Genomic DNA, 15,835 nt, shown 5'->3' on the forward strand with positions numbered 1-15,835 from the left:
GCTTGCACCTTCCAACCTTCCTTTACTCACTACCCATCGCTGTGCGCGGTAAGCTGCTACTCGACAGCTAGTCTTACTACTCGACAACCGCGCCCTGAGACACAACCTGCTTGCCAGCGACAAACACATCACTTGCAAAGCCCGTGAGCTCTTGGCCGATAAAGCCCGAGTTCTTCGACTTACTCTCAAAATAATCGGGCGTAATACGCTCGGTCTTCTCGGGATCAATCAGGGTAATATCTGCCACGTTGCCAGCGCTTATGCTCACAGGCTCCAAGCGCAAAATACGACGAGGATTGATGGCCATCAGCTCGACCAAACGAACCATACTCATCTTGTTTGAAAGCACCATGTGCGTCATCATCAGCGGCAACGAGGTCTCAAGGCCTATCATGCCACAAAACGCGATCTCCCACTCGCAATCCTTCTCGTGTGCGGCATGGGGCGCGTGATCGGTAGCAATACAATCGATCGAGCCGTCGAGAAGACCATCGCGCAGTGCGGCAGCATCACTTGCCAGACGCAGCGGCGGATTCATCTTGAGGTTCGTGTTGTAGGTGTCGGTAATATCGTCCTCGCACAAGAAGAGATGATGCGGTGTAACTTCGCAGGTCACAGGCAGTCCTTCGGCCTTGGCAGCACGCACCAAGTCGAGGCCCTTCTTAGTAGAAATGTGTGCAATGTGCAAGGGGCATTTGGTAATGCGACACAGCTCAATGTCGCGATAAATCTCGAGCTCTTCGCCCAGTGCAGGCCAGCCAAACATACCCAAGCGCGTGGAGGCATAGCCTTCATTAATAACGCCGTGGGACGATAGGGAATTATCCTCGCAGTGGGCGATTGCCACGCGGTCGAATTGCGATACATATTCCATGCAGGTGCGCATCATACCAGCCGACTGAACGCCGTGGCCGTCGTCCGAAAAGCCGCAAGCGCCTTCCATAACCATGTCGCCGATCTCGGCAATTGCCTCGCCCTTCTCGCCACGGGTAAGCGCACCCAGGGGACGGATGTGAGCATACCCTGCAGCAGCGCCGCGGTCGTACTGGTAGCGAATTTCGGCACCCGTGTCGGCCACGGGATCGGTGTTCGGCATAGTCGCGACATCGGTAAAGCCGCCGTGCACGGCCGCACGAGAGCCCGTCTCGATGGTCTCTTTGTACTCGAAGCCAGGATCACGAAAATGCACGTGCATGTCGACGAGGCCAGGTACCAGGTACTTGCCAGAGACATCGATAACGGTAATGTCGTTGTCGGTGGCGGTGTTGGTGGTATTCGCACTGCCGTCGTTGAGGGCATCTGCGCCGACAGCAAGCTGTGCGACGTCAAGCTCGGGGGCTACCGCAGCAATGCGATCACCCTGGATATAGACATCATAGATACCATCCAACTCGACGGCTGGGTCTACGACATGCGCGCCTTTAAGCAGATACGACATTGTTTTCTCCTCCCAAAAGCAGGTACATTTCGGCCATACGCGTTAAAACGCCAGCGTTGACCTGGTTAAGAATCCTTGAACGAGCGCTATCGGCAACTTCTGTATTAATTTCCATACCGCGGTTCATGGGGCCTGGGTGGCACACAATGGCATTGGGCTTCATGCGCTTTTCGCGAGCGGCATCCAAACCGTACAGGCGATTGTATTCACGACGAGAAGGAATGGCGGCACCTTCCATGCGCTCGAGCTGTACGCGAAGCATGTAAACGACGTCCATATCTTCCAATACCTCGTCCAAGCTGGAGGTTTGCGGGCACCCAAACCACTCGGGGTCATCGACCTGGAAAGTGGGAGGTGCCACCAACGTGACTGAAGCGCCCATGGTTTTGAGGGCGGGTGCCAAGGAACCGCAGACGCGGCTATGCTTGAGGTCGCCGACGATAGCAACCTTTAAGCCGTCCAGATGGCCAAAGTTCTTGCGAATGGTATACAAGTCGAGCATGGCCTGGGTGGGATGCTGATGTTTACCGTCACCTGCGTTGATGACAACCGCATCGGTATTCTCGGTAATTTTTTGAGGCGTACCTGCCAGGCGTGCGCGACAAATAAACATGTCGACATTCATGGCGTCAATCGTTTGAATGGTGTCTGCGAGGCTTTCGCCTTTCACCACCGAGCTCGTGGAGCCACCCATGTTAAGCGCATCGGCGCTCAGACGCTTCTCGGCCAGCTCAAACGAGCTGCGCGTGCGTGTCGAAGGCTCCAAAAACAGATTGACGATCGTGCGTCCGCGAAGGGCGGGTACCTTTTTAATGGCACGGCTGTTAACCTGCTCAAACGAAGCCGCTGTATCCAGAATTTGCGTAATGTCGTCCGCGGTTAAGCTATTGGTGTCGATTAGATGTTTGACGGAAAGCATTAGCGTGCACCTCCATTTTTCTCCCAAATGCCCACCGAGTCGACGTCATCGAAGGGCGTAATTTGTACGCGTACGTCTTCTTCGTGAGATGAAGGAACATTTTTGCCGACGTAATCCGCGCGGATCGGCAGCTCGCGATGACCGCGATCAACCATAACAGCCAGCTGGACGGTGGAAGGACGACCAAAGTCCATCAGCGCGTCCAAGGCCGAGCGCACGGTGCGGCCGGTATACAGCACGTCGTCGACAAGCACAATGTCGGTGTCATCAATGGCAAAAGGAATGTTGGTGGCATGCAACACAGGCGCAATGGCGCGCGTGACATCGTCTCGATAAAAACTGATATCTAGGGTACCGACCTGCGGGCGTACACCCTCGATCTTCTCGATAGCGTCGGCAAGACGCTCAGCTAAAGGCACTCCTCTGCGCACAATACCTACCAGCGCAAGGTGAGAAGCCCCTTCGTTGTGTTCTACGATTTCGTGAGCAATACGCGTAATCGCGCGACCCATTACAGCGCCGTCCATAAGGACTGCCTTTGCTTGCTGCTCCATACGACCCCCTTCATAAAAAAAGATGTCCTTGCCGTTCGTGCGGCACAAGACATCCAGCTTGGGGCGTTGCTTTATTGTTGAAACACGCGCGCAGTTTTGCGTTGCTGTTGGCATTGGCGTTGACGTCACCATTGCTGCTGGCGTAGCTCAAGCCTTCGCTCCTACGTTGGTGCGTTGGTCACGCTCGTGTTTTTAAGCACCTTACGGGTATCTCGTACCTCACTTAAAGGTCTAGAAGCACTGTAACACAAAAGCGGGCACAAGGCTTGCACAAACTATGAACGTTTGAAGATTTTTCGCAGCGCTGCTTTTACAAAACCACGTTTGCCCTGCTCTTCGAGGACAAAACGGGCTTTGAGCATAAGGCGCTGTGTCGAAGACGTCACATGATTGTCATAACACCACAACAATAGCTGCGTCGTGGCACCTGACAGATGCGCGTTTGTGATGTCATCCCTGGATACATAAGCGCGCATGAGCTTCGAAGCCGCGGCGAGTACATCGGCCCATGCATCGTCTTCAAGCGCTAAGGCATCGCGCAAATAAAACTCGACCATCCAGCTCAGCTGCTCTGGCATATAGCTATCGAGAATACCGAGCGCTTGCCACTTTTGCAAAATGACTGCCTCGATACGTATTTGTTCGCGTAAAAACTTATGCTTATTTGTAAGCATCTCAGTAAGCGCAGAAGATTCACGATTAATGCGATATTGATATAGCTTATCACTTATTAACTGCACAGCCCGTAGTTGAGGGAACATCTCAAATGCAAAGATTTGATCTTCTCCATAGCGTATTTCGTCATCGTAAAAAATGTTTTTATCTAATAAAACATCACGTCGACAGGCATACCGCCAAGAGAATGGTTTTATCGGTTCTGTAAATAGTATGGTGGGACTTACGGGAGCAATATATTTTGTTGTTGGTGACAACACATACTCAAGCCAAGGATATGTTGTCTCAAGTGGCAGAGCTTCGCCGCCAAAGACCACCACATCAGCACCACTACGTTCAAGCGCTTCATACATGCGTTGACATGCCTGCGGCTTAAAACGATCGTCCGCATCCAAAAAGCACACATACTTAGCTGACGCAGACCTAATACCCGTATTACGAGCCCGAGAAGGACCTGCATTTTGCTGATGGATAAGCACAAAGCGAGGATCTTTTTCTGCATATTGCGCAGCGATCACGTCAGAACCATCTGTACTTTCATCGTTAACACAGATGATCTCAATGTCCTGCAAAGTTTGCGCGAGCAACGAATCAAGGCACGCTGGCAGATAGGCAGAAACATTATAAATGGGAATAATTATCGAAATCTGCGGCATAGGACATCCTTTAATTTGGAGATCACAAGCTTGAGTGCAAGTCCGATTCCACCCAGTTGAAACAGATGGATGACCTTTGAAAGATTATCGTATTGCGGTTCGCCATTGCTCCAAACCTTCTTAAAGCGTTGGGGATTTTGAACGAGCACGCAGGTTTGTTCATAGCGAAACATTCCGATGCTGTCGGGAGAAAACAGTCCAGCATCAAAATCTTCTTTAATTTGTTGATGCATGGTGGGAAAGAATTCTTCTCGCAAAGTTGGCGCCAAGCGATTGTAGTTCCATAAATAACTGTTGAGCTGCATGATGGCAACAACCTGCTGTAAATGTTTTTGCAGTTCAGGTTGACGTGCAAGCCAATGTTTAATCTCTTGATACTCATCACAAACGCAAAAGACCTTACCTGGACTGTTGACGGACGAGTTTTCGTTATCTTGGCGATACAGCAAGATGCTCTCTCCAATAAACGCCGATGCGGCAGCGCTTGCAAATACTTTAAAAGTAAAGGAAGTGTCTTGGTAGGATGCGCCTGGGGTTTCTAAAAATGTAATTTCCTTTTCCTGCAAGAAACTGCGCTTATACAGACAACTCCAGAGCGAAGGTTTTGCATAGAATATTTCTTGAGCCTCGGTTGCGGGAGTGAGCGGATATTCTTCGGTTCTGTACGGCAAGCCGCCGACGACATCAAAAAACTCAGTGCGTGGCTCAGGCGTTGACCAATACAGCGAAAAATTCGCTTTGACAACATCGACCGCAAAGTCAAACTGTTGCGCTTTGGCATATAAAAGCTGCAGTGCCTCAGGAACAAACATGTCGTCCGATTCGAGAATAGCGATCCATGTTCCGCGGGCTTCTCGCAAGCCTCTGTTCATGGATGCGCCGTAGCCCGAGTTGGGCTTATCGATACACCTAAAGCGCTTATCAACATCACAATAGCGCTGGATAATCTCGCGACTGCCATCCGTTGAACCATCATTGATGCACAGCACCTCAAAGTCGCGGAAGGTCTGCACCTTAAGCGAATCGAGACATTCGTCCAGGTAGCGCTCAACGTTATAGATGGGCACGAGTACCGAAATCGTTGGGGCTGGCGCTGCGAGTGTGGATGTTGTCGTATCGAGCTTGGTGTCAAGCTTTGTGTCTAGAGCGTCTGTGCTCATCACTACTCCTTTGCTTTTTGCGAAAGGCCCCATACCACGCGCTTAATGCTATTGATAAGACCACGCTGACGAAGATAAAACATGCTTAAGTGACGCTTCGAAACCACCGCTTGCCTGGAGCAGATATCCTTCAGACAGCTCTTGGCATAGGGCGCCAATCGCGGTGAATGTAACAGCTGCGGCACAGCAATATACGAAAGAACGCGTTGTTTCCAATCATTCCAAAACTGTTGTTGTGTGCTTTGATCAAGCTTCGAAACATCAAACAGTACCAGTTCAATGCACCATTCAATCAGACGCTCGTCACACAGCCCCAAAAACTGACCCTGCTTCCAGTCCTTTAGAATGGCCTCTTCACACGCAAGATGCTTGTAGAGCTTCTCCAAAAGCTGCTGTGGCTGCATGACGGACGTATGCGTCATGGATGTCTCGTGCATGCGATAGCAATACAGTTGCTGCGACATCAACACTGTGCGCTGGGAGCGCGGATAAATCTCGAAGCAGAAAAATTGATCATCGCCGAGGGTTAGGCCTTCATCCCAGTGAATGTTGTGAGTACGCATAAACTCCGCTGTTAAGGCAATACGAGCACCAAATGGACGGGCATTCTCTTTAAAGAGCAGGGCAATAACGGATTGCGGCGTGTTGTCGAGCACGGCATCACGCATATCCATGGCTTGTTTGAGTACGGGATGTACGTCGGTCTCCGAAAAATCGGCAGTAGCAGCAGGCGTCGGCGCGATGGTGGTAAAAGCAAAGGTCACAACCTGCGCACTCGTGTCTTCAAAGCGCTGCGCCACAAGCTCACAAGCGTTAAAACACAGAGTATCGTCGGCATCACAAAACATAATGATGTCCCCTGTCGCTGCCTGCATACCTGCGTTGCGAGCCGCGCCGACCCCGCAATTCGACTGGTCGATAAGCACGATGCGCTCGTCTTTTTGTGCGTAGTCGGCTATGAGTTCTGCGGTCTTATCGGTAGAACCGTCGTTGACGCAAATAATTTCGATGTCGCGCAGGGTTTGTTTACACAGCGAATCCAAGCACTCGTTGATATAGGGCTCGGCATTGTAGGCGGGAACAACGATGGAAACTTGACTAGAAACTCGACTGGAAACCTGACTCATTTGCGCCCCTTTCGCTCTTTGAGGGCAGCAAAGAGCGCCCCCGTGCCACCAAGCTCCAGCGCAAACGCGGCCTTCGCCAAGGGATTGGGTCCGTGCAAACGCTGACGGGTGTGCAAATACTGCTGTGGATCGTGCATAATCGTGCGCAAATTCAGCGCCCGCCAGTCGTCGATAAGCGACCAATCAATGCGGCCTGCATCGTCCATCAGCGAAAACTCTTTGCTCATATGCATAATGAATTCCTCTTGAAACTCTTGTGCAATGCGATCAAGATTCCACAGATAGGCATTGTAGCGCGCAATGAAGGAGGCATTTCGCAAGGCCAGCTCAAAATTCTGATTATTGCGATGCGTAAGCCAGCGGTCGATCTCGTCAAACTCCTGGCACACGGCATATACCTTGCCACGCGAACGAACCGACGAGGTCTCGTTATCCTGGCGATAATAGACCACGGGTGTGTCGAGCAGCAGCACCTTTTGCGCCGCTGCATAGGTTTTAAACGCAAATGACGTATCCTGATATGCGGCACTCGGCGTTTGCAAAAAGTAGATGCTATTATCGTCAAGCAGATGTTTTTTATACACGCCATTCCAAATGGCGGGTCGCGTCAAAAAGACACGCAGATCAGCGCGCAAATCCTTCGTACGGCCGATAAGATCGGCAGGATACGGATGCTGTACCAGCGCTTTGTTTTGTTTTTCCCAAAAGAGCGAGAAGGTCCCGCGGACAATATCGGCATCGGCTTTGATGGCATGTTGCATCAAATACTGCAACGCATTTGGATACATGCTGTCGTCCGATTCGAGAAACGCAATGTAGCGCCCGCGGGCCTGACCTAAACCCTCATTTAAAGTTGCGCCGTAGCCCGTATTCTTTTTGTTGATCAGGCGGACAAAATCATAAGTTTGCGCAAAGCGCGCGGCAATGCGGCCTGAGGCATCGGTCGAACCATCATTGAGGAGCAGTACCTCAAACTTGTTATAGGACTGCGTTACCAGTGACGTTAAGCAGGTCTCGAGGTAGCGCTCAACATTGTAGATAGGCACGAGTACCGATAAGAGTGGGTGGATGCACTCGGATGTTGTAGCACTTGCAGACGCACTGGTCGCAGGCGCACTTGAAGAAGATGTCGAGATTGAGCTAATCATCTTACGCTTCCAACTTCTTGTACTGCTCGCACACTTCCTTGGTTGGTCCAAGCATACGCTGCTGGCCTTTTTCGATCCAGCACACACGGTCGCAAATACGCTCGACCAACTCAATGCTGTGGCTGACTAACAATACGGTAACCCCATCGGCGTCGATAAGCTCCTTGATGCGCTTCTCGCACTTTTGCTGAAACAAAAAGTCGCCGACCGAAAGGGTTTCGTCAACAATTAAAATATCTGGCTCGGTGATAGTGGCAATCGCAAACGCAATGCGCGCGACCATACCACTCGAGTAATTTTTAAGGGGCATCTCCATAAAGTCTTGAAGCTCGGCAAAGGCGACGATCTCATCAAAATGATCGTCGATGAAGCTCTTTTTATAACCGAGAAGAGCACCGTTTAAATAAATATTTTCGCGGGCGGTGAGTTCCATATCAAAGCCTGCACCAAGCTCGATGAGCGGTGCAATCGAGCCCGTAACGCGACAAGTTCCCGCTGAGGCTTCCAAAACGCCAGCAATAATCTTGAGCATGGTCGACTTACCAGAGCCATTGGTGCCAACCAAACCAAAGGCTTCCCCACGTTTCACCTCAAAATTGATATGGTTGAGCGCGCGGAATTCCTTAAAATGCAGCTCACCCTTCATAAGGGCCAAGGCATATTCCTTGAGCGAATTGAACTGCTCGGAAGCAATGTTGAAGATCATAGAAACATCGTCAACAGCTATGACCGTTTGCGGGTCAGGCGCGTTATGCAGCTCTTGCGGGCTATGTGCGTCATGTAGCACTTGCGTCTCGTGCGTAGTACTCGTATGTTCTGATGTCTGCGTCAAGCTAAAACTCCTTAGACTGCATAGGCTCCACGCTCGAAAAAACCTGCCAAGCTGAGCGCCGATGCGTCAGATATACAAAATAAACTTATGCTCGTGTTTGCGAAATGCCCACATGCCGAGCAGCAGCGAGAGTGCCGCAAATACCACACAGCGCGCCACGAGTACAAGCGTCGGGGTTTGACCCCACAGCAACGCATCGCGAATGAGCGTTATGTAGCAGTACATGGGGTTAAACATCTCCAAGAACTTCATCCACTCGGGCAAAATCTCATACGGATAAAACAGCGGCGTGGCATACATCCAGGCAGTCAAAAACACGCTCCACAGATGAATAACGTCTCTGAAAAAGACCGATAAGGTTGCCAGCAACAGCGATAGCCCCACCGAAAAAATTCCCAAAAGCAGCAACGCCAAAGGCAAAAAACATGCCGCAGCCGTTAGCGGTATGCGGAAAAATAGCATAACAAAGCCAACGGCAATCAGCGAAAACGCATAATTCACCATCGCGAAAAGCACTTTTTGTACGGGAAAAACAAAGCGATTCACGCGCACCTTTTTGAGCAGCGATGCCGCGTTAATAATCGAGAGCATTCCCTGCGTGGTCGCATCGCTCATCAGCTGCCACGCGGTGTTACCCAAAATAAGATACAAAGGATAATTGCCAACATTACTGCCCTGATAGCGCATGAATGACGAGAAGACCGCCGCCATGACAATCATCATAAGCAGAGGATTTAAAACACTCCATGCAATGCCCAGCGCACTGCGGCGATATTTGAGCTTGAAGTCTTTTGTAACAAGCTGTTCAATAATGCTCGCGTCACGTTTATAGCCCGTGTTCCAAGCATTTTTACGACTGATATCCCCAATCGCATTATCAGTTGTTTGCATGGTGCTCACGTTGGATGTCCAATCCTTTCACGAACATGTACGCATCAGTAAATCCTATCATGGAGTACGGCCATTCTAAAAAATCTCATACAAACGGCATCATACGTACGTTCGAAAAAACGTTCTAAAAAACGCTCCTCCATTTGCTTCGGTGTACCCGATTTTGAAGGCTTGTCAATTGCTACTAAGAAGCTCAGTGTATTACAAGTTGCGATCCTGGCCACCAATGGATTTGCCTTGGTCTTCATGATAGGCGTTCCTTTCGGATACGTTATACCTTATTATAAGATTAAGCCTTAGTTTTGTGTTCGGTATTTAACACTTGGCTGGTTATGGAAGATAGCGTTAACGAAAGAAGGAAAAATGAGTGATGAAGTCATTGACGTAGCCAAAAACGGACAGCCAGTAACTCAATCAATGATAAATGCTCGGTGCGAAGCTTATGATAAGGAGGAGTTTCCCGAAGAAGAATACTCAACAGGACACATCTGGTATGGCATTCCAAAAAACTCAAATCTTATACAAACAATATCTTTCAAAGTGACTGAAAGCTTTGAAAAGGATGTTAAGGAAGCTGCACAGAAGCATGGTATCTCGATCAGTGAGTTTTGCCGACAGGCAATCTTGGAAGAACTGATATTTAAACCATTGTATAAAATAGATCTGTGGCATACAGAACAGGCTATGACTCTCTCCCCTGTTGGTTTCTACGCGAAAACAAAAAGACCCGCGGGTAATCCCACGGGTCTTATCATAAACAAATGGCTCCCCGGGCAGGATTCGAACCTGCGACACGCTGATTAACAGTCAGCTGCGCTACCACTGCGCCACCGGGGAATGTTGCATACAGCACTGCACACGACGAGTTATAAGTATAACTAACTCATCAAAAGGTGCAAGTACTTTTTTAAAAACGCACGAAAGCGCCCTACTCCTCCATGTAATCCTTCAGCTTACCCGAGCGGGAAGGATGACGAAGCTTCGCAAGAGTCTTTGATTCAATCTGGCGAATGCGCTCTCGCGTGACACCAAACTCGCGGCCAACTTCCTCAAGGGTACGAGGATGTCCATCCTCAAGACCAAAACGCAGCTTAATGACCTTACGCTCCCGATCAGCTAAACCATCGAGCACCTGATCGAGCTGCTCATGCAGCATCGAATCAGAGGCAGCATCAGGAGGGGCCACCGCTTGCGCATCTTCAATGAAGTCACCGAGCTGCGAGTCCTCTTCCTCACCAATGGGCGTCTCGAGACTTACGGGCTCTTGGCTGATCTTTTGGATCTCGCGCACGCGATCTGCGCTCATATCCATCTGCTCGCCAATCTCTTCGGGAGTCGGGTCACGACCCAAATCCTGCAAAAGCTGACGCTGAATGCGCACAAGCTTATTGATCGTCTCGACCATGTGAACGGGAATACGAATCGTACGCGCCTGATCGGCAATGGCACGGGTAATCGCCTGACGAATCCACCAGGTTGCATAGGTAGAAAACTTGAAACCCTTCGTGTAGTCGAACTTCTCGACAGCACGAATAAGACCAAGGTTGCCTTCCTGAATCAGGTCCAAAAAGAGCATGCCACGACCGACATAGCGCTTCGCAATCGAGACAACCAAACGAAGGTTTGCGCTGATAAGAGCCTGTTTTGCTTCAAGACCAACCTGCTCGACGCGAGTCAGGCGTCTCACCTGCGCGCGCGTCAACTCGACCTCGCCCAGCTCGGCAGCTTCGAGCTGATCGGCAGCCTCGCAGCCAGCCTCGATTTTCATGGCAAGGTGTACCTCTTCGGATGCGGTCAGAAGGTCGACCTTACCGATCTCCTTCAGGTACATACGCACAGGGTCACCCGTCAAAAGCACGGTTGACATATCGGTTTTACTGCGCTTCTTGGCGCGAGTAGTGGTGCGTTTTTTAGCGGGCTTGGCACGGGAAGCACTGCGAAGTTCCTCATCGGCGATTTTTACTTCATCGATGCCAGTGCGATCCTCGTCCTCGTCCAAATCCTCAAACATGGGTGCGTCGTCGTCATCAGAAACATCCAAAACATCTATCAAGCTTGCGGCAGGATCGGCATCGGGCGCCGTGGTTACCTCAACACCGCGCGAGCGAATGACCTCGTAAAGGTCCGAAAGCTCGTCGTCTTCGATGTCGATATTTTTAAGCGCAATTTGAATCTCGTCCTCAGTCACGCTTCCCTTTTGGGAAGAAGTGCCTACCAGGTTTTGAGCAACCTGCTCAAGCTCTTCGGAAAGTTTTACTTCAGATTTTTGCTTTTTCGTGGCCACAAAAGTCCTTTCGACACATGGATTTGATTATTCTACCCATTATTATCTGGAGATAACAGCGATGAGAGGTTTTTGCTCAGTTCCTGCACTTGCAGCTGCAACGCGGTCGCCTGTTTGAGAAGTTCTTCGGCCTGCGCAGACTCAAGCGAAGCATGGAGTTGCGCGCGAATTTTACGAACACGGCGCTTCGTCGAGAACAGATCGAGCTGTTTGATCAAAAACTCGAGTTTTTTATCCTCGGGTCCTGTCCAGACATGTGACAATTTGCCTGACGATAAGATCTTGCTTGCTTCGGGAAATGCCGCTTGTGCGCTTAAGACTACCTGGTCAGCAGGGGTGCCATAGGGTGTAGCAAGCATGGCCCATGCCAAAATTTGGTGGCGACTATCGACCCAATCAAAGCCACCAATGATTGTGTCAAAGGGTCGTGCTGCATCGATATGCTCTGCCATAAAGCTTAAAAGCTCGCACTCGCAAGCAAGCTGACGCCGCTCCTCGAGCGATAGGGCTTGCATCGCGGGTGACGCAGTAGCTGATGTCGCGGGAGGGGCTTGAGTGGCGGCGGGGTCGGCTGCTGCAGATGACGGAATACGTGTCTGGCTGCCTTTATCGTCATATGCCCCAGTCGCGGCTTGGCGATCCCAGCTATCGCGCGTATCATACGTCTTAGGCGTTGCGCGCTGAATGCGTCGCTTTGTCTCGTTTAAATCGGTACCCAAAGCGTCGGATAAACGCATGGCATATTCGTCGATAATGAGTGACTGCTTGAGCGGCGCCAAAACGCTCGCAATATCATCAAGCGCGGTCAAGCGCTGCCCCACCACGGTCAAATCATAGCTTGCAAGCATTTTAGAAAAGACAAAATCGATGAGCGGACGTGAGGCATCGAGCTGCTGCTGCAGCGCTTGCGCTCCACGTGCCGCAAGAAATTCTGCAGGATCAAGATTGTCGGGCAACACCACACAGCGCATATCTGCGCTGGTCTTATCGATGAACTGAACAGCGCGCTGAGCTGCCTTTTGACCTGCGGCATCGCCATCAAACATGCAGATGATTGTCTGCGCAAAACGCGAAATCGTTTTGACGTGATCAAGCGAAAACGAGGTCCCCAAGGCGGCAACCGTGTTGGTAAACCCTGCTTCGTGCATAGCAATGACGTCGGTGTAGCCTTCGCAGACGATCACCACGCCTGTTTGTGCGATGCTCGCCTTGGCATAATCAAAGGCAAACAGATGCTTTCCCTTGTGGAAGACGGGGGTTTCCTTGGTATTGAGGTATTTGGGCTTTGCATCACCCATGACGCGACCACCAAAACCGATGCAGCGACCCGTTTCGTCGTGGATGGGAAACATAACGCGGTCATAAAAAACATCCTGCAAAAATCCACGGCGCTCGACCGCGAGGTTTGCAGCAATCATCTCGGCTTTGGTGAAGCCCTGTTGTTGCAAATGCTGCACCAAAGCTTCTCGACCAGGCGCAACGCCCAGCTTCCACTTTTTGCAAACATCACTCTTAAAGCCGCGATTTGCAAAGTATTCGCGCGCGTGCGAGAAGAGCATGCCCCGACTGCGCATGAGCTGCGTATGATAAAACGTTTCTGCTTGTGTCAAACAGGCAATAAGCCTCGAGCGGCGAGGTCCGCGCGACGCACGTGTTTTTTGCTCGGTGAGCTCGATACCAGCGCGATCAGCCAAATAACGGATAGAGTCGACAAAATCAAGATTTTCTCGGCGGGAAATATAATCAAAAACGTCGCCTCCCTGCCCGCAGCCAAAGCAGTGCCACAAACCAGTCGACGGATTGATTTTGAACGAAGGGCTTTTTTCCTCGTGAAACGGGCAGCAACCCCACAGCTCATGGCCACGAGGCTTCAAAAGGACCGTCTCGCCCACGAGGGCCGCGAAGTCAGTTGCCTGGCGCACGCGTTCTTTATCTGTTGGATCAATCATGCGCAAGCTCACCGACCTTCACAGCGGCGTTGCCAAGATGCGTTTTTACCCAGTAAATATTCCCGTGAACGGTCTTTTCTAATGCGGCGATGGATGGAAATTTTCTGGACGGTCGCAAAAGCGCCACGAACGAAACGTCAACCGTCTGGTCGTAGAGGTTTCCCGAAAATCCGAGGAGATGCGCTTCCAGCAGGCGCTGGGCGTTGTTCTGGCCTTTGCCTGAGCCGCAGCTTTGGTCTTTATGCTGGCCGCAGCACTGGCCTCGTGTTTGCTCGTCTGACGAGAAGGTCAACGGTGCGCCCACATTAATCGCCGCAGGCCAGGCATGGTTTTGAACGTGCACAAACCCAGCGTAGACAGCGCTCGCGGGCACGCAGCGTGCGGCCTCGCATACAAGGTTTGCCGTGGGAAAACCAAAACTTTTGCCTTCTCCCCTGCCATGCTGCACGCGTCCACGCACAAAATGCGCGCGGCCCAGAAGCCGATGAGCTTCAGTCAGTGCATCAGAAGTAGTCAACGCATCAGGAGTGGCAGCTTGCGCCAGCAAGCGGCGAATGCGTGTGGCACACACGACGGTATTATCGATATGCAAGAGCTCGTGCGACACGACCTCAAAATCGTGCTGAGCGCCCAGCTCACGCAATGCGTCAATAGTGCCTTTGCCGTCACGACCGAGCACGGTATTACAGCCCAGATGCAGCGAATGCACACTGGCAAAACTGGGCAGAGTCTGCAAACAAAAATCGATGTAGCTCGTCTGTAAGAGTGCGTGAGTGCACGACAATACAATCACCGCATCGACACCAGCCTGCGCCAGCGCGCGAACGCGATCATTGATGTCAAGCAGCACCGACTGCGGGCGCGAATCGAGAAGCACAGAAGGATCGGGGTCGAACAGCACCGCCGCACAACGGATCTGCCTTGTATGAGCGTACTGCACAGCATCATGTATCAGCTGTTGATGACCCTTGTGGAAGCCATCAAACGCGCCGATGCCAAAGGCCGCTGGAACCGCCTCGTCATACCACGCCTTGCGATAAATATACACGCGCGCGGCGTGGTCCTGTTTTGCTTCAGTTTTGCGTACCTCAAGCGGCTGAGGTGCTCGTAACAATAACGAGTTCTCCACCCATGTTTTGATTGTTTCTGCCGAGAAGATCGTCGAAGCTGAGAAGTTCGGTGAGCTCAACGCCCCCTTCGCGCCCGAGAAGAGCGGCGTGCGCGTCATGATTGTACCCCCGAGATGCCATCAAGCAGGTTGACCACACAAACCAGTCGAGAATCTTGCTGTTCGTACACGCCGACAAGCTTGTTTTGAAAAAGCAAACTGACTCGCTGAGAGCTGACTTGTTGAGGTTTTGCTTGCGTCTGCACAGCAATAGGACGACCACAGCGAATATCATCCATCTCGGCAGCAGTCAACACGCGAGTGGGATATCCGAGCGCATGAGCGGGATCGACCCAGAGTTTTTCGAGCTCGGCGGTACGAGCCTCGACATCAAGCTCTTGCAGCTCCTCAAGCTGAGCAAGAGACACACAGGATCCCAATTCAAACGAACCGCTTTGCAGACGCCTCAAGCCGCCAATATGAGCACAGGTTCCTAACGCTGCACCCAAATCGCGAGCGATACTGCGAATATAAGTCCCCTTAGAAACATGCAGCCGTACATCCCAGACCACAGACTCACCATTCCAGGCGCTCTCAGTACTCGACATATGCAGCAACGATGCCTCATACACACAAATTGTTCGTGGTGCAAGCTTCGGATCACGGCCTGTGCGAGCAAGCTCATACGCACGAACACCATCGATACTGATTGCGCTATAGGCAGGTGGAAGTTGTTCATGCGTGCCAAGAAGAGCCTCAAGCGCACGACGAGCAACATCAGCTTGCAGAAGCGCTGCGGGAACTGGCTTCGTTTGGATAACTTCACCAGCAGCGTCGTCGGTGGTTGTTTGCGTTCCAAACACGATGCGCGCTTCGTAGGTCTTATCGTCAGCCGAAAGCATGCCCAGCAAACGCGTAGCAGAGCCCACACCGCAAACCAGCACGCCCGAAGCGTCGGGGTCAAGGGTGCCAGCGTGACCAATGCGGCGCTCATGCAAAGCACGACGCAGCTTGTTGACTACGTCGTGACTTGTCATCTTGCATGGCTTATCGACAGCCAAAAGTCCTCGAAGGCCTGAGCTGGTACGTTTCAA

13 protein-coding genes and 1 tRNA gene are annotated in these 15,835 nt (G+C 51.4%); all 14 read right to left on the bottom strand.

What is annotated here, in order from left to right; genetic code table 11:
* Positions 1 to 76: 76 nt before the first annotated feature.
* The 14 genes from HMPREF3192_RS04725 to truB all read right to left on the bottom strand — a co-directional run bounded on the left by HMPREF3192_RS04725 (position 77) and on the right by truB (position 15,835).
* Complete coding sequence (locus HMPREF3192_RS04725; protein WP_066305882.1) at positions 77 to 1,438, bottom strand: dihydroorotase; 1,362 nt, start codon at positions 1,436 to 1,438, stop codon at positions 77 to 79.
* On the bottom strand, positions 1,422 to 2,357 hold the full coding sequence (locus HMPREF3192_RS04730) for an aspartate carbamoyltransferase catalytic subunit (RefSeq protein ID WP_066305885.1): 936 nt from the start codon (positions 2,355 to 2,357) through the stop codon (positions 1,422 to 1,424). Before HMPREF3192_RS04730 ends, HMPREF3192_RS04725 begins: the two co-directional genes overlap by 17 nt.
* Positions 2,357 to 2,911, bottom strand: a complete 555-nt coding sequence (gene pyrR, locus HMPREF3192_RS04735) for a bifunctional pyr operon transcriptional regulator/uracil phosphoribosyltransferase PyrR (RefSeq protein WP_066305888.1) — start codon at positions 2,909 to 2,911, stop codon at positions 2,357 to 2,359. Before pyrR ends, HMPREF3192_RS04730 begins: the two co-directional genes overlap by 1 nt.
* Before the next feature lie 275 nt (positions 2,912 to 3,186).
* Positions 3,187 to 4,242 (bottom strand): glycosyltransferase family 2 protein, encoded by a 1,056-nt coding sequence (locus tag HMPREF3192_RS04740; protein WP_066305890.1) that lies wholly within the window; start codon positions 4,240 to 4,242, stop codon positions 3,187 to 3,189.
* Entirely contained in the window at positions 4,224 to 5,402 is a 1,179-nt protein-coding gene (locus tag HMPREF3192_RS04745) for a glycosyltransferase family 2 protein (protein ID WP_066305896.1), read from the bottom strand. Before HMPREF3192_RS04745 ends, HMPREF3192_RS04740 begins: the two co-directional genes overlap by 19 nt.
* Positions 5,403 to 5,404: 2 nt before the next feature.
* The gene (locus HMPREF3192_RS04750; RefSeq protein WP_066305899.1) at positions 5,405 to 6,529 is read right to left on the bottom strand and encodes a glycosyltransferase family 2 protein; all 1,125 of its coding nucleotides are present in this window, start codon (positions 6,527 to 6,529) and stop codon (positions 5,405 to 5,407) included.
* Positions 6,526 to 7,677 (bottom strand): glycosyltransferase, encoded by a 1,152-nt coding sequence (locus tag HMPREF3192_RS04755; protein WP_066305902.1) that lies wholly within the window; start codon positions 7,675 to 7,677, stop codon positions 6,526 to 6,528. Before HMPREF3192_RS04755 ends, HMPREF3192_RS04750 begins: the two co-directional genes overlap by 4 nt.
* A 1-nt stretch (position 7,678) precedes the next feature.
* Positions 7,679 to 8,509 (bottom strand): ABC transporter ATP-binding protein, encoded by an 831-nt coding sequence (locus HMPREF3192_RS04760; protein ID WP_331696505.1) that lies wholly within the window; start codon positions 8,507 to 8,509, stop codon positions 7,679 to 7,681.
* A gap of 66 nt (positions 8,510 to 8,575) precedes the next feature.
* Positions 8,576 to 9,400 (bottom strand): ABC transporter permease, encoded by an 825-nt coding sequence (locus tag HMPREF3192_RS04765; protein ID WP_066306074.1) that lies wholly within the window; start codon positions 9,398 to 9,400, stop codon positions 8,576 to 8,578.
* Positions 9,401 to 10,162: 762 nt separating this feature from the next.
* Positions 10,163 to 10,237 (bottom strand) — tRNA-Asn (locus tag HMPREF3192_RS04775).
* A gap of 91 nt (positions 10,238 to 10,328) precedes the next feature.
* The gene (gene rpoD / locus HMPREF3192_RS04780) at positions 10,329 to 11,684 is read right to left on the bottom strand and encodes an RNA polymerase sigma factor RpoD (protein ID WP_066305906.1); all 1,356 of its coding nucleotides are present in this window, start codon (positions 11,682 to 11,684) and stop codon (positions 10,329 to 10,331) included.
* Between the two features lie 32 nt (positions 11,685 to 11,716).
* The gene (dnaG, locus tag HMPREF3192_RS04785; protein ID WP_066306080.1) at positions 11,717 to 13,633 is read right to left on the bottom strand and encodes a DNA primase; all 1,917 of its coding nucleotides are present in this window, start codon (positions 13,631 to 13,633) and stop codon (positions 11,717 to 11,719) included.
* On the bottom strand, positions 13,626 to 14,861 hold the full coding sequence (locus HMPREF3192_RS04790; protein ID WP_082715654.1) for a riboflavin kinase: 1,236 nt from the start codon (positions 14,859 to 14,861) through the stop codon (positions 13,626 to 13,628). Before HMPREF3192_RS04790 ends, dnaG begins: the two co-directional genes overlap by 8 nt.
* Positions 14,858 to 15,835, bottom strand: coding sequence for a tRNA pseudouridine(55) synthase TruB (gene truB / locus HMPREF3192_RS04795; RefSeq protein ID WP_066305910.1), 978 nt, complete (start codon positions 15,833 to 15,835; stop codon positions 14,858 to 14,860). Before truB ends, HMPREF3192_RS04790 begins: the two co-directional genes overlap by 4 nt.

The sequence above is a fragment of the Atopobium deltae genome (assembly GCF_001552785.1).
GTDB lineage: Bacteria > Actinomycetota > Coriobacteriia > Coriobacteriales > Atopobiaceae > Atopobium > Atopobium deltae.